The 14,321-nt window shown below is 40.0% G+C and carries 12 protein-coding genes; 6 read left to right on the top strand and 6 right to left on the bottom strand.

Going from position 1 to position 14,321, the window contains the following annotated elements; translation table 11 throughout:
* Positions 1-160 precede the first annotated feature (160 nt).
* Positions 161-1,525, bottom strand: coding sequence for a glycoside hydrolase family 28 protein (locus tag QJ048_RS14490; protein WP_282335097.1), 1,365 nt, complete (start codon positions 1,523-1,525; stop codon positions 161-163).
* Between the two features lie 339 nt (positions 1,526-1,864).
* Between QJ048_RS14490 and QJ048_RS14495 the strand changes: the two genes are divergently transcribed.
* Positions 1,865-2,044: a hypothetical protein gene (locus QJ048_RS14495; RefSeq protein ID WP_282335098.1), complete on the top strand. Its 180-nt coding sequence runs from the start codon at positions 1,865-1,867 to the stop codon at positions 2,042-2,044.
* 374 nt (positions 2,045-2,418) lie between these two features.
* Here QJ048_RS14495 and QJ048_RS14500 read toward each other — a convergent pair whose 3' ends face one another.
* A complete protein-coding gene (locus QJ048_RS14500; RefSeq protein ID WP_282335099.1) occupies positions 2,419-2,964 on the bottom strand; it encodes a DUF4468 domain-containing protein in 546 nt (181 codons plus the stop codon).
* A 162-nt stretch (positions 2,965-3,126) separates the two neighbouring features.
* Between QJ048_RS14500 and QJ048_RS14505 the strand changes: the two genes are divergently transcribed.
* The 5 genes from QJ048_RS14505 to QJ048_RS14525 all read left to right on the top strand — a co-directional run bounded on the left by QJ048_RS14505 (position 3,127) and on the right by QJ048_RS14525 (position 7,732).
* Positions 3,127-3,681, top strand: coding sequence for a hypothetical protein (locus QJ048_RS14505; RefSeq protein ID WP_282335100.1), 555 nt, complete (start codon positions 3,127-3,129; stop codon positions 3,679-3,681).
* A gap of 589 nt (positions 3,682-4,270) precedes the next feature.
* Positions 4,271-4,939 carry an ATP-binding cassette domain-containing protein gene (locus QJ048_RS14510; RefSeq protein WP_282335101.1) on the top strand — a complete coding sequence of 223 codons (669 nt, stop codon included), beginning with the start codon at positions 4,271-4,273 and terminating at the stop codon, positions 4,937-4,939.
* A gap of 189 nt (positions 4,940-5,128) precedes the next feature.
* Entirely contained in the window at positions 5,129-6,073 is a 945-nt protein-coding gene (locus QJ048_RS14515) for a DUF6624 domain-containing protein (protein WP_282335102.1), read from the top strand.
* Between the two features lie 198 nt (positions 6,074-6,271).
* A complete protein-coding gene (locus QJ048_RS14520) occupies positions 6,272-6,985 on the top strand; it encodes a hypothetical protein (RefSeq protein ID WP_282335103.1) in 714 nt (237 codons plus the stop codon).
* A gap of 42 nt (positions 6,986-7,027) precedes the next feature.
* Positions 7,028-7,732, top strand: coding sequence for an XAC2610-related protein (locus tag QJ048_RS14525; protein ID WP_282335104.1), 705 nt, complete (start codon positions 7,028-7,030; stop codon positions 7,730-7,732).
* Positions 7,733-7,856: 124 nt separating this feature from the next.
* On the opposite strand, the gene QJ048_RS14530 is transcribed toward QJ048_RS14525, so the two are convergent.
* The 4 genes from QJ048_RS14530 to QJ048_RS14545 all read right to left on the bottom strand — a co-directional run bounded on the left by QJ048_RS14530 (position 7,857) and on the right by QJ048_RS14545 (position 14,280).
* Positions 7,857-9,521 carry a beta-N-acetylhexosaminidase gene (locus QJ048_RS14530; RefSeq protein ID WP_282335105.1) on the bottom strand — a complete coding sequence of 555 codons (1,665 nt, stop codon included), beginning with the start codon at positions 9,519-9,521 and terminating at the stop codon, positions 7,857-7,859.
* A 98-nt stretch (positions 9,522-9,619) separates the two neighbouring features.
* The gene (locus tag QJ048_RS14535; protein WP_282335106.1) at positions 9,620-10,771 is read right to left on the bottom strand and encodes a glycoside hydrolase family protein; all 1,152 of its coding nucleotides are present in this window, start codon (positions 10,769-10,771) and stop codon (positions 9,620-9,622) included.
* A gap of 514 nt (positions 10,772-11,285) precedes the next feature.
* A complete protein-coding gene (locus QJ048_RS14540) occupies positions 11,286-12,809 on the bottom strand; it encodes a sulfatase family protein (protein WP_282335107.1) in 1,524 nt (507 codons plus the stop codon).
* A gap of 142 nt (positions 12,810-12,951) precedes the next feature.
* Complete coding sequence (locus tag QJ048_RS14545; protein ID WP_282335108.1) at positions 12,952-14,280, bottom strand: alpha-L-fucosidase; 1,329 nt, start codon at positions 14,278-14,280, stop codon at positions 12,952-12,954.
* Positions 14,281-14,321: the final 41 nt, after the last annotated feature.

Genomic DNA, 14,321 nt, shown 5'->3' on the forward strand with positions numbered 1-14,321 from the left:
ATCCCTTTAGTACAATTGTCAGGAGACTGACTTTTTATAAAATTACAATTGTGCATCGTTGAACGCCTTGTGTACACAACATAATACTACAGTAAAATTGAGTTTGAGTATAAAAGACGTAGCTCTATTTCTTAAACCACATAGAAGAAAACACCGCGGATCAATCTTTCGAATAACCAACTACATTTTCCAGTATACTTTCTTTTTCGTCCACTTTTTCTACGGAAATATTTTTGAGCAAAACGTCACGCACTGGCAACTCAGCCTGTCCCAATACCCTCACAATAAATTTCACTTCTTTGGATTTAATATTGTCCAAATACACGCCTTGTATTGGCGTAAGTCTGCGTTCATAAGTAGGCACCAATGTTTTCCACTGGTATAAAACATCTGTCTCGATTCCTAAAACGCCAAGGTCAATTTTACCGGAGGCGATATTGCTGGCGTAAATATTTTTCACATACCCTCCCATCCGCTCATTCGTTTTGATGAACAACAGATGATTCAATTTGGCGCCATCCAGCACAGTACAACTATCGGCAAATACATTTTCAATTCCTCCGGAAAGTTCGCTTCCAATCGCCACCAGTTGATGGCCGTTCTTAACAACACAATTACGAATGACAACATTTTTCGCAGGCGTTTTTAAGCGCCATCCTTCCGGGTTACGGCCAGACTTAATGGCGATTGCGTCGTCGCCCTGATCGAAAGTACAATTTTCAATCAGCACATTTTGGCTCATCTCAGGATCCACTCCATCGTTGTTATGCCCATGCGCATATACGTGGACATTTCTTATCACAACATTTTTTGACAGGTATGGATGGATCGTCCAGAATGGACTGTTGGTTATTTTAACACCTTCAAGTAAAACATTCTCGCAACGATTGAACTGGATGAACTGAGGGCGAAGATGGGCACTATCATCAGTCATTTCACGCTTTTCCACGGGAACATTATTCCAGGCCATATTGTACAATCTCTTAAGACTTTCCATATGTGCATTTGGACGGGCAAACCATTGTTTCCAAACATCCATGCGGGCCTTCAATTCTCCCTGTCCTGTAATCGCTACATTCTTACATTTATAAGCATAGATCAATGGTGAGAAATTATAACATTCCATTCCTTCCCAGGATGAAGAGACCGCCGGTAAATAATCTTCGGGGCGTTCGGAGAATTCCAAAACGGCATCTTTCTCAAGATGCAATTCAACATTGCTTTTAAAATGCAACTGTGCCGTTAACCACAGTCCTTTGGGAATGATCACAACACCGCCACCGATTTTATTAGCTGTATCAATTGCTTTTGCTATGGCCCGAAAAGTTGCATTTTTATCACCCGGTACCGCACCGAAAGACGTGATATTAAATCGAGGGCATTTGCTGAAATCAGGAACATCAATCGCCGGCATTGTAAAGGGCGCCTTAATATTGAGTTGCCTAATTTCTATAGAAGCGCCGGATTGCCCAAACGACAACATGAAAAACGAATTGAACAAAATGTAAAGAAGGGTAAACTTCATGGTTTGTCTGATTAAATTTCAAAACAGATTGGTTGCCTCAACAAAGCAATTAATATGTATAAATAAAAAGCCACCGTGGAAACAGTGGCACAAAATTGCTTGCTATATTAGAAGTCATCAAATTAGTTGTTGTTTGCAGTTTTCGCGTCCTGCACTGTACTGCCTGTGAGGCAATGAGCCTCGCTAATACAACATCTTCTACAGCTCAACCAATCTTTCCAACTTTAATGGTAAAAACTTTTGCGCTGCGGACGATTTTGTGATCCAAAAAGTTCCCATCAACTAATTCAGAAAACTTCGGCCATTAACAACGTATTTTCGCAACGTAAATTCATTATGATGGACACCAAAGAAAAAGAGGATTCACTATGGAAAAGTTTAAAAGCTTCGATATTACCCATTCACGAAAAGGACAACCCTGCAGTGAAGATGGGAAAGCATGTGGGATTCTGGAGCACCATTATTCTACTCGGAGGTGCTACAATAGCCATTGGACTCGCCGTTCTTATGGCGCTGTAGTTAAGCAACTATTCGATCCGCTGTTCTGCATGTACATTGCTATCTGGCTTCTAGTGCATTTCTTTCGTTATTTACACTATCCTCTGCCATATCTAAACGGATGGCTGACAGATTTTGCATTCATCCCTGCGGTCGCACATTTTGCGCGAACCTGCACCCGCCATCTACTTCTGCGTGGACGTAACTACATCTACTCTCTGCACTGGCTCCTGGTTGCAGCTATTTACACCGGACTGCTATGTGAATGGATCGTGCCGCAGTTTACATCCGATACTGTCGGCGATGTATGGGATACATTTGCATACCTGGCAGGAGCACTTTTCTTTTACTACATACACCAAAAGAAATTTAACCCATCAAGCCAAAGTGAAGCGCTAGAAGCCGTCTGACCTGACTTTCATAGTATTTTTTAACAAATCAATTTTACGCACAAACAATGCATCCATTGATTTCAGTATGCGCTTCCTTTCGCCATTGCCAATAATGCCGCCGCCTTTACCTTTGTCCACATCGTACAATGGATGATCTACACTCCGTCCATCGTCCGTATAATTGACCATGATGTTATCAATGGTATAACGGTACCGGCCCTGCTTCATTTCTAATTTAATATTGTATTTCAATTTCATTGGTATGGTACCAATACCCGTTTCCGTTTTGTAAGTTCCGGGTTCTTCCACAGCAACGGCAAGTGTACCTCCTGTTGGGTCATCGGTAAGCGTTTTAATGTCTGGCAACGCCAGCTTAACAACATACAATTTGGCATTCTTATACAGGTCGGCAACAGTAAAAGAAGTATCAACCGGCACAACCTCGCCATAATATAAATAACGGTCCTCTACTTTATAGTTCAATCCATTGGACTGGGCCTTTGTAATAAAGGGCAATAAAAAAACGAGTATGGGTAATAGATGTTTCATAAAACGTTAACAATTATACAGATGTAAAAATGATTTGACTATATACAAAAACAACAACTCAGGTGCGAAATTGTTGACCAATGGAATGTATTCTTTTCTTGTTTGAAATTTTGTACATTAATGGCTCAGCCTTAACCCGTTGAAAGTTCATAAACAAAGCCAATGAAATACTTACAACCCCCATTATTCGCAGGACTATTTTTTCTATTTACCGGCTGCATGGATTCCAATCCTCCGATTAAAGAGTATAATTTCGGAACGCAAAAGACCAATTTGCAGAAAATTGTATTAAAGGTAATTGCGTCCAATCCTCATCTTGCCATTGACACCACTCCTATAACGGTACTGGTAAGGCGCCACCCCGATGTTTCCGGTGATACTTCAACGATGTTTATCAAGCTTACAGATTTTCATAACCAAAAAGACAGTATGGAGGTGGTAGAATGGGAAAACCGGCAAGTACACCTGTTAGTAAAAATAGGTGATACGGTAACCCGGTATTCATTCATGTATGCCGGAGATGCAATAGAATGGGCAACTTCAAGCAACACAACCATATTTCTGGAAAGGGCTGAAGACAAGGAGGGTCATTCTGTAATACGGGGAGAAGACAAACACGGAGAGTTTAATACACAAAGGGCCAAAGACTTTATTGCACTGTTTGATAGAGAAGTAGTAGACTACATCCGAAAAGAAATAATTGCGGAACACATCTGATTAAGGTGTACTCCAACTTCAAATTACTTCCCGCAAAATCATATTTCCACAAGCAACCACTAAACGGTTGTTGCTTGTGGTGTTTAATCTAAATTTTACGTTAAAAAATTGCAGGCAAGCGAAATAATCCGCAAGTAAATTATTGCACTACATTCTCAATTATTAATTTGGTTGCGATCCCGGCACTGTAGATCACGTCCGCGATCGTGGATGCGCCTGTGCTTCACGATTGTAGTTAATTAATACCTGCATATTTGACAATGATAAACAACAGCACCTACATTAGTAAAAGTTTAGTTAAGCTGAGGCTTATACTAACCTTTTATCGCAGATACTTTTTAGCAGGCTTCATGTTGACATTAGCTTTCTCATTTTTATCTTGGGAGTATGGATATCCCATTTTCGCTACGCTGTTTTGGGGTAAAATAACTTCGTTGTTTATCATTTATCATTTCGTCCGCAACTATAATGGCAACGAGTTTTACTACTATCAAAACTTAGGCGTATCAAAAAAAGTCTTATGGACAACAACCTTAATCTTCGATATGCTGCTTTATCTCATTGTTATTGTTCAGGTAAATAAATTTCGATGAAACACGTTTTAGAATTTGATAGCATTCAGCTTTCGTTTGGTGAAAGAAGAATATTGTCTGACATAGCTGTTAGGTGCGAAACCAACAAGATCACCGCATTGCTGGGACGGAATGGCCAAGGCAAAACAAGTTTATTTAAGATAGTATATGGAGCGCTGGAGACGAACGAAAAATCGATACGATTCGACGGCACGCCCATAGCAAAACCTTGCAGCAGGCCCGACTTGCTTAGATACCTGCCTCAATTCAATTTTGCACCTGCATTTCTAAATTTAGCGCGGGTCTTTGAAGATTTCGAATTGGATTTTGGTGAATTCTCGAACCGATTTCCGGAATTCAGATCCACTTCGCGCCGATGCGTTAAAAACTTATCAGGAGGAGAAAGGCGTTTTCTCGAAACCTACTTAATATTAAAATCAAAATCGAAATTTGTTATATTGGACGAGCCCTTCACTCATTTAATGCCTTTACAAATAGAAAAAATCTCGCAGCTGATTATTGAGGAAAAGGCTAACAAAGGAATCATTGTTACAGATCACATGTACATTTCAATACTCGATGTCGCCGACAATGTGTATGTGCTTACAAATGGCAAAACTCATCTTTTAAAAAACAATGCCGAACTTGCAATTTTCGGTTATATACCACCGGTAGTCCAATTATAAACTCGCTTATCATTTCACTATAATTTCATGGGTTTCATTTCGTCTCTAAATTTTACGTTAAAAAGTAATCAGCAAGACAAATAATGCGATGAGAAATTAGTTCGCTACATTAATAATTATTAACTTGGCTACCGCCCCATAAACAAACAATTACCAACAACGCATCACTCACAATTACTATAACCCCAAATGAGATCGTTACTATTTATCCTGTCTCTTTACATCGGACAATTTTGCCATGCACAGCAACTACTCGTTCCCCCCGCAGAATACAATATCAATCTTGCAATAGCAGACTCGTTAAGCGAGATCAAAGAATACACTAAAGCGACATATCATCTGAATGCCGCGTTTGAATCCTTTCAGTGGCGCGGAACACCAAAGGACAGGTTTAAAGCCGCCAGAATTTTTGCATTGGCAAATAATTGCGATTCTTCTTTTAAAAATATCGAGCGGCTTTGGAAGCAGGACTATGTAAACTATTTAAAGATCACTTCAGACACTGCTTTCAATATCCTGAGAAGGACCGATCAACCTAGGTTTGACACGCTGATGCAGCACATAAAAAACACAAAAGAACGCACTGCTCCAAACCAAAATCTTGAGTGGACAAATTATCTCGATAGCATTTTTCTGGAAGATCAGGCAATAAGAAGGAAATGGCAAAAAGCGGCTAAGACATATGGTTACAATTCGCAGGAAGCGCTCCGCTACTGGCCGGAAATGCAACTAAAGGACTCAATGAATCTGATTGCCATAACAAGCTTTATAGATACCTATGGCTGGCAAAGTGAAGAAACTGTTGGATCAACGGGAAATTCAACCTTGTTCCTCGTCATTCAACATGCTGACTCTACGAATTGGGAAAAATATTTACCTCTTTTAAAAAAGGCTGTAAGTCAGAAAAAAGCAAAACCCCAGGATCTGGCATTATTAACTGACCGGCTTTCATTGGCGAAGCATGGCTATCAAATTTATGGCAGCCAGGTACACCAGGATGCTACAACAAAAAAGATGGTGTTTGATCCAATTAAGAACGAAAAAAATGTTGACAAACGAAGAAAGAAAATGAATTTGCAGCCTTTAAGTGAATATGGAAAATATTTTGGAATTGATTACAAGCCAAAAGTCTGACAAAAACCACAAATGCAAAACTGAAGAAAGATAAAGCACGTGCAAGAAAATGCCACAACCATGATGAACTCTTGAATAAGCTAACTTTACTTCTTACATTCAACTCATATTTTCAATTAGCAGAAGCTTTGTAAGTCACAAATCCGTGCAACTTGCTTTTTTGCAAAACGCCTCAGAAACAAAGATTAAATATAACACATGGAAAACTTGCCCGCTTATATTTCTTTGACTTTTGGATTGACAACCATACTCACGCTCATGTTATTTATATGGACCATCAGAGAATCAAATTCTGAAAGTAGACGAACAAAATCAACTCCCGTTTTTTTGGGCTTGACAATTTGGTTAGTCATACAGGCGACCATAACACTTAAGGACGTTTACAGCAGCAATACAAATTCATTTCCGCCCAAAATAATGTTACTTGGAATTTTACCTGCTTTGCTGACAATTATTCTATTGTTTGCATCAACAAAAGGAAGACAATTCATAGACAGTATTCCACTGAAAAATATCACGTATATACACATTGTAAGAATACCTGTAGAGATTGTTTTACTTTGGCTCTTTTTCAATAAAGCAATTCCAAAGCTGATGACCTTCGAAGGAAGAAACTTTGACATACTCTCAGGAATAACGGCACCGATAATAGCCTACCTCGTTTTTACAAAACACAGGATCGGGCGGAGCGGACTTTTAATTTGGAACATAATCTGCCTTGGGCTTTTATCAAACATCGTTTTGAATGCATTATTTTCGGTGCCATCACCGGCACAGAAATTTGCGTTTGATCAACCGAATATTGCTATACTTTATTTTCCTTTTAGCTGGTTGCCTACATTTGTTGTACCGGTTGTGCTGTTCGGACATTTGGTGTCGATCAGGCAATTGGTGAAAAGAAATAAAATTTAAACCCTGAAGCAGTCGAAAAAGACGAACTGCGTGTGTCCTATAATGAGACCATCAATTATCATAGCGCTACTTTTCCTTTCCGCATGCTGGACACAGCAGGAGCAAAAAGGCAACAGGATATTACCACACACTACCAAACAGATCAACCGCGAGACACCCAAATTCGTTTTAACAAGAGCAAACAATTGTACGCAAACTAAGCTTTCAAAACAATTTGACATTTCAATCGACTTCAAACAATACACCGACAGTGCGGAGAAACTAGACTCTTGTTCATTAAAGGTTTTTATCAAAAACAAATCAACCGGACTATTGATTGACAGCTTGTCCCTGACATCTTTTACTTATTATTTTAAAACGTTCTCTAGTTGCGACAGTGCAACTTCATACACAACGCATTTCAAATCAAACAGGCGGATTGTTGACAACGACTTTGGAGACATAGTTGTTGCCGATTTAAACTTTGATGGCGATGACGATATTGCTGTGGTCAACGATTGCCTCAGCAGCAGCGGCCCCACTTATAGCTACTTCATGCAAACGAATAGACAGCAATTCGCTCTGGATAAATTCCTAACTGATTCGGTGTCATTCTTTCCTTCAAAAATAAATGTCAAAAACAAAACCCTGACAACATACATTCTGGCAGGAGCTTGCGGAATAGGAGAACATATTTATCAATTTGACAAAAAAACAAACACCTGGAAACAGAAACGTCACACACTAATTAACGTTTGCAAAAATTAGCCGCGCATTACAGAGCTTTTAGTGCAAAAGTTGAAATCAATACCTAGCCACTAAAAAATGCCGGCCGCCCAAACAATAAGTTTGACGCGCCGGCACAAAACCAGAAACAACAAAACGATCTGCTTTACTTTTTATCTCTTAGGTAGATTTTGCAATAATTCAACCCCAACCAATCATAGCGTTTGAATTCGTTATCCAGTCTTCCTGAAAATTCGACCCAGTTCTTTTTTTCAGGAGCGGTCCACAGCACCTCGCTCATGGCACTTAATCTCGGCAGGAGCATATATTCTACTTTAGCCGGATTGGTAATATATTCTGTCCACAAACAAGCCTGCGCACCCATGATGTATTTTGCTTCTTCTGCACTCAACGCAGCCGGAACAGGATTATAGCTATATACTTTTTCAATATGCAAACTATTGCCTGCAGTCAAGGAGTCTTCTTTTTGCGAATTCGCTCTGTTTAAATAACAAAACTCACCGGGAGTCATCACAACATTGTGATGTTGTTTGGCAGCTTCTATACCGCCTTTCTCTCCTCTCCAGCTCATAACAGCCGCATTTGGTGCTAACCCACCTTCTAGTATTTCATCCCATCCTATAACGTTTTTGCCTTTGCTGTTTACGTATTGTTCGATTCTTTCAATAAAGTAACATTGTAATTCAAACTCGTCTTTCAGATGATTATCCCTGATCCTTTTCTGGCAAGCCGGACATTGCTTCCAAAAGGTCTTCGGACATTCATCTCCACCAATATGAATATATTTTGATGGAAACAACGCCATCACTTCTTCTAACACATCCTGTAAAAAATAGAAAGTAGAGTCTTTTCCTGCGCAATACACATCATCAAATACACCCCATGTTTCCTGCACAAATTTCACTCGGTTATTTTTTTGCGCTTCTTTCACGCTGCGCTGAGATACCATATTGACAGGAATATTGGTAACTCTTTTCGGAAAACAACTTAACGAAGGATATGCTGCTATCGCTGCACTGCTGTGACCGGGCAGTTCAATTTCAGGGATAACAGTTATGTATCTGGCTGCGGCATATGCTACTATTTCCTTCACTTGTTCTTGTGTATAGAAACCTTCTTCAGGAGTATTGTCATTTCCATTACCGGGATAATGATTAATAATTGTACCGTTTCTATAAGCGCCCACCCGTGTAAGCTCCGGATACTTTTTTATTTCAATTCTCCAAGCCTGGTCCTCAGTTAAATGCCAGTGAAATGTATTGAACTTGTACATAGCCAACAGGTCGATGTATTTTTTGATAAAAGCAACATCGAAGAAATGTCTGCCCACATCGAAATGGCCGCCTCTGTAAGCAAAGCGTGGCTCATCTTTTACTTTAACTGCAGGAATGATCAGGCGATTACTTTTTGCTGTTGGCAATAATTGAATAAGTGATTGTATACCATAAAAAACGCCTTCTTCATCGGATCCGGTTATTGTTATTTTTTTGTCTTTTACTGTAAGCGAGTATGCACCTTTAATTGCATTGTTCTTTGGTGCAATAGTCAATTCAATTTCAGTTTCCGTACCATGCTTGAACTTGTTTGTTACTGCGGGTGTTAGTCCATACATTTTGTGCAAATAATCTGCAAGAAAGGTTGCTGATTTTGCAACATTGCTTCTTCCTTTTATTTGTGTGTGGGCGGTAACAAATGCATTACCTTTCAGGCTCTCTGCAAAAGATGGTTTTGGGATGATGTTTACTGATTGTGCCTTTGAGCAAATACAAGCAAATACCAAAACAACGAGCGATAATATTCTTTGTCTCATATACAAACGGTTAAAGCAAAAAGAAAAATTGTCTCCTAATCAAATATCTTTTATTAATCCGGGAGCATTAGTTTTTAAAAGTTTTTACTTTTTACTTTTTACTTTATTAAAAAGCTTACGTTAAAAGTATTAAACGCCGGCGCCGGTTTTGCCACATCTCCCTTTGAAGGCTCTTCGATAGAAGCGGCTGCAAACAAGGCTTTCGGCTGCCCATTGTTATCCGTAAAAACAAACGGTCTTTCCAGATGCGCAAGATGAATTTGCTGCTGCCCTTTTAGTTGTAGCTCTTTCAGAGAAATTAAAGAATGCGCTGCTGGCGTCCAGACCCTACCATCTTCTGATGTAATGAGTACAAGATCTCCAAAGTCAGGCGCCAGCACTTTTGCGTTTGAATAATATTTCACGGCAGCATAAAATCTTTTTCTTTTATGATCATACCACAAACAAGGATCTTCGCAAGCCATCTCAGGTTTAGTAAACACTTCGGATATGGTTTTGAATACGCCATCGGGCCTATCGCAAACAGCCATCCACATGGTCATGTTACCAACGTTCGGTTTGCGGGATTTGTACATCATGTAAAATTTCCCATCGGGACCTTGTGTAACGGAGGGATTGGTAGTTACTTCAAAACTATGTTCACTATCTGCCTGCATGATAGGCTGAGCAGATTTTTCAAATTTACCGTTAATCAAGTCCTTTAATGAAGCGGCTTTCAAGACACCCACTTTTTGTGTACAGTTGTATTGCAGCCAATGCATCCATTTCTCATCGCGGGGCTTGCCAGGCAAACTAAAGCTTGAATCAAAGGAATTGCTGATGTAATACAGATAATAGTATTTGCCGAATTTCCTTATCTGCGGATTGTGCATGGTAAAGCGATCCCAAACATCATTATCTCCCGTTCCCTTCAAAATTGTCTTTACATAGTGATAAGGGCTCTCTAGTTTATCAGCGGTCGCATATGCTATCTCGCTGTACCTGAGCCATCCACTAAAGCCATCGAAAATATAATTCATTGAGTCGCCGCTCAATGACCGTTTTCCATGCGGCCATCTTGAGTAGAGCATATGGTACTTACCGTCCTCCCCTTTTATCACACTGCTGCACCAGGTGTAGTAATCGTCCGATTTAAATATCTGATTACTATCCGGTGTCTTCTGCAGCATGACTGCAAGATCGAGATCGTCTTGTGCATGCACCTGCAACAAGCTTAAGAGTGCAACGATAAATACTGCTATCTTTTTCATCCCTAAATAATTCAAAAGTCAAAAGTTAAAAGTCAAAAATTATCCGTTCGTTCAATCTGCTTTTTCTTTGCTGATCAACGAAAGAAGCTGTTGGTGCGTCGCGCTATGGTTCGTATCTCCACAAACCATAGCGTGAGGCTTACTTTCATTTCTCCTGCAACACAGGATGAATTCTTAATTCCTAATTCAATGCCGTTTCCTTAAGAATAATTTCCTTAAACGAGATTGCTTCGACCCGTTCCTTACGCTTCAGGAATAGATTCCTTTTGCAATCTCCATCCTCTGCAGGGTCTCGCAATGACGGCGCTGCTATTTTGAGCTTTATCCAACAACCTGTTACCGCAGAATTCGAGAATGGGCGCGTCATTGCGAGCCCCTGCAGAGAATGAATGGTTGAATTATATCAAGTAAAATAAACAAACAAGAAACGGGCTAAGCAATCTCATTCAGAAGATGTGTCCTTAAGGAAACGACATTGATTCCTAATTCCTAATTCTTAATTCCTGATTTGCCCCTACGGAGTTTCCAAAACCTTCGCTGCTTCTACATCGGCATACTGTTTCGCTAACTCATTCAATCTCGTTATCAGCTTTGCTTGTTCTTTTTCATATTTTTTTTCGCCGTAAACGTTGTGCATTTCGTGCGGATCTTTAGAAAGATCATATAGTTCCCATTTATCGGTTATCTGGTAAAAACGGATCAATTTATACCTTGAAGTCCTTACACCGAAATGCGGAACTACTGAATGTTCTCCCCATTCGTAATAATGATAATACACAGCATCTCTTGTCTTGTATTCTTTATTCTTAAACAATGGAAGCATGGACTTGCCTTGTATTTCCTTTGGTATTGAAAGCCCCGCCAGATCCAATGCCATAGGTGCTATGTCTATGTTCATGACCAGATCCCTATACACTGTTCCGGGTTTTATAACATTCGGAAACCTCGCCAGCATTGGTGTTTTCATTGACTCTTCATACATAAATCTTTTGTCGAACCATCCATGTTCTCCCAAATAAAATCCCTGATCAGATAAGTAGATCACGAGTGTGTTTTGTGCAAGATTATTTTTATCGAGATAGTCTAATAACTCGCCAATATTCCTATCCAGCGAAGCGGCCGTGCTTAAATAATCATGGATATATCTTTGATATTTCCATTCAGTAAGCTCCTTGCCGGTCAAATGTTTTGACAAAAAGTCTTTTTCAATTGGTTTATAATATGCGTCAAATGCTTTGCGTTGCTCCGCATTCATTCTTGTATAGTTTCCCTTGCCAAATCCTGTATCGGGCAATACTTTTAAATCATAACCCAATCGCATGGTATTGGCAATGTTCATGTCCTGGTGAGCAGCTGCATAACGACCGTCATAGTTATCGTAAAAGTTGGCAGGCAAAGGATATTTAATATTGTCAAAACGACCAAGATCCTGCGTGTCGGGAATCCATACTCTGTGCGTAGCTTTATGTCCTACCACCATGCAAAACGGTTTGGAAGTATCTCTGTTCGTTATCCACTTCTCAGCCATATCGGTGATGATATTCGTTACATACCCTTCTTTCAACACCGTATCTCCGTTCATTTGAATAAAATCAGGATTGTAATAGTGGCCCTGGCCCGGCACTATTTCCCAATAATCAAATCCCTGTGGTTTTGATTCCAGGTGCCATTTACCCAGCCACGCAGTTTGATAACCCGCAGCTTTTAATCTTTTCACAAACACATCCTGGCTTGCATCGAATGTGCTTTGGTTGTCTTTAAACCCGTTTACATGACTGTATTTTCCGGTCAGCAGACAGGCCCTGCTGGGACCGCAAATAGAGTTGGTTACAAATGCATTTTTGAAAATAGCACCTTCTTTTGCCAACCTGTCAATGCCAGGCGTAGGCATCATCCTGCTGCCATATGCACCAATGGCTTGATAAGCATGATCGTCTGAAATGATGATTAAAATATTAAGCTGTTTGTTTTGCGCTTTTGCAAAAAAACATGAGAGAGAAAGAAGTAGCAATAGTAATTTTCCTGGCAGTTGTTTCATATGTTTATTAAGTAAAAAGGTCCGAGTAGCTTCGTCTAGATATTTTGGGCGACGTGTGTTTGACGTACGTAGGTAAAAAATAAAGTAAAAAAAGTATTCGTCTGACCGCATTATACCTTTTTTACTTTCTAATTTTTACTTTTTAATTTTTCTCCACCACCACAACATCTTCGACATTCTTATCGGCTTGCAGCACGATCACGGTATCGTTACTATCTGGAATTAGTGTGTCAGGAAGTTGCAATTCAATGCTAGTTGCATTTTCTTTAAAATTGACAGCGGCCCCCGTCATTAAATACGCTTTCTGTATATGAACACCGGGAATGGTTGCCAGCACTAAGCTTTTCTTCGATACATTAAGCAGATGTAAGTAGATCTTATTTCCTTTTCTTGTGGATGCAAAACTGCTATCAGGAGTAAATGGCCCACCGAGTGTTCCGTAAATGGAGGCGCCATTTTGTTTTAACCAGTCTCCCATTGCTTTCAATTGCTTTACCTGTCTTGCTTCCATGCGTCCGTCCGGCATCGGTCCTACGTTCAACAACAAGTTACCATTCCCTCCGGCAGTAAGTGCAAGCGTACTGATGCATTGTTTCAATGGCTTCATTTTATCGTTTGGTTTCCACGCCCATTGATTGCAAATGGTAATGCACGATTCCCATGGAAACGACATGTTTAACTTCCCGATCTTTTGCTCTGGCGTTGCATAATCGCCAACAGATTGCTCATTCAGTATTTCGTGCTCGTTCTTTCCCAACCTGTTGTTTACGATCAGTGCAGGATCTAATTTCTTCAGGTATGCATACATGTCTTTTGCATAGTCGTTTGTCCACGGCTGTTCCCAATTACCGTCGAACCAAAGCAAGAAAGGATGATAATTATCGATCAATTCTTTCAATTGCGATTTCATGTATTGCACAAACTTGTTCATGTCGCCATCAGGCGCTATGCCTTTGCCGTCGTTGTGTACAGGATATGAACGATCGTACCAGTCCAGCACCGTATAATAAATGCCAAACTTAATATCGTATTTCTTACATGCTTTTGCCAATGCACCTACCACGTCTTTTTTAAACGGCGTCTGCATGATGTTGTAGCTTGTAAAGGCAGTGGGCCATAAACAAAAACCATCGTGATGTTTTGCGGTTATCACAATGTATTTCATGCCTGCATCTTTGGCGGTTTTTACCCATGCATCAGCATCAAATAAAACGGGATCAAATTCTTTATACAGGCTATCGTAATCGTTTTGCGCCACCTGGTGATTTCTCGACCATCCTATTTCTGTTCCGCGTAAGGTGACAGGTCCCCAATGTATGAACATGCCAAAACGAAGGTCCATAAAGTCTTTCATTGACTGTTTGTTCACTGCCGGAAATGTAGGCACGTTCGGTCCTTGTGCATGAGACAAACCGACCAGGCATAATAACAAGCCGCAAACAAGGCTTATTTTTTTTGTATTGTTTCGCATATGAAGGAGGTTTTGAGTTTTGAGTTTTAAGTTCTAAGTAT

Source organism: Pinibacter soli, assembly GCF_029961145.1.
Lineage (GTDB): Bacteria > Bacteroidota > Bacteroidia > Chitinophagales > Chitinophagaceae > Pinibacter > Pinibacter soli.

Excerpts from the sequence above, each read along its gene's own strand:
- QJ048_RS14490 (WP_282335097.1), bottom strand. The coding sequence starts at position 1,525 with ATGAAGTTTACCCTTCTTTACATTTTGTTCAATTCGTTTTTCATGTTG.
- QJ048_RS14495 (WP_282335098.1), top strand. The coding sequence starts at position 1,865 with ATGGACACCAAAGAAAAAGAGGATTCACTATGGAAAAGTTTAAAAGCT.
- QJ048_RS14500 (WP_282335099.1), bottom strand. The coding sequence starts at position 2,964 with ATGAAACATCTATTACCCATACTCGTTTTTTTATTGCCCTTTATTACA.
- QJ048_RS14505 (WP_282335100.1), top strand. The coding sequence starts at position 3,127 with ATGAAATACTTACAACCCCCATTATTCGCAGGACTATTTTTTCTATTT.
- QJ048_RS14510 (WP_282335101.1), top strand. The coding sequence starts at position 4,271 with ATGAAACACGTTTTAGAATTTGATAGCATTCAGCTTTCGTTTGGTGAA.
- QJ048_RS14515 (WP_282335102.1), top strand. The coding sequence starts at position 5,129 with ATGAGATCGTTACTATTTATCCTGTCTCTTTACATCGGACAATTTTGC.
- QJ048_RS14520 (WP_282335103.1), top strand. The coding sequence starts at position 6,272 with ATGGAAAACTTGCCCGCTTATATTTCTTTGACTTTTGGATTGACAACC.
- QJ048_RS14525 (WP_282335104.1), top strand. The coding sequence starts at position 7,028 with ATGAGACCATCAATTATCATAGCGCTACTTTTCCTTTCCGCATGCTGG.
- QJ048_RS14530 (WP_282335105.1), bottom strand. The coding sequence starts at position 9,521 with ATGAGACAAAGAATATTATCGCTCGTTGTTTTGGTATTTGCTTGTATT.
- QJ048_RS14535 (WP_282335106.1), bottom strand. The coding sequence starts at position 10,771 with ATGAAAAAGATAGCAGTATTTATCGTTGCACTCTTAAGCTTGTTGCAG.
- QJ048_RS14540 (WP_282335107.1), bottom strand. The coding sequence starts at position 12,809 with ATGAAACAACTGCCAGGAAAATTACTATTGCTACTTCTTTCTCTCTCA.
- QJ048_RS14545 (WP_282335108.1), bottom strand. The coding sequence starts at position 14,280 with ATGCGAAACAATACAAAAAAAATAAGCCTTGTTTGCGGCTTGTTATTA.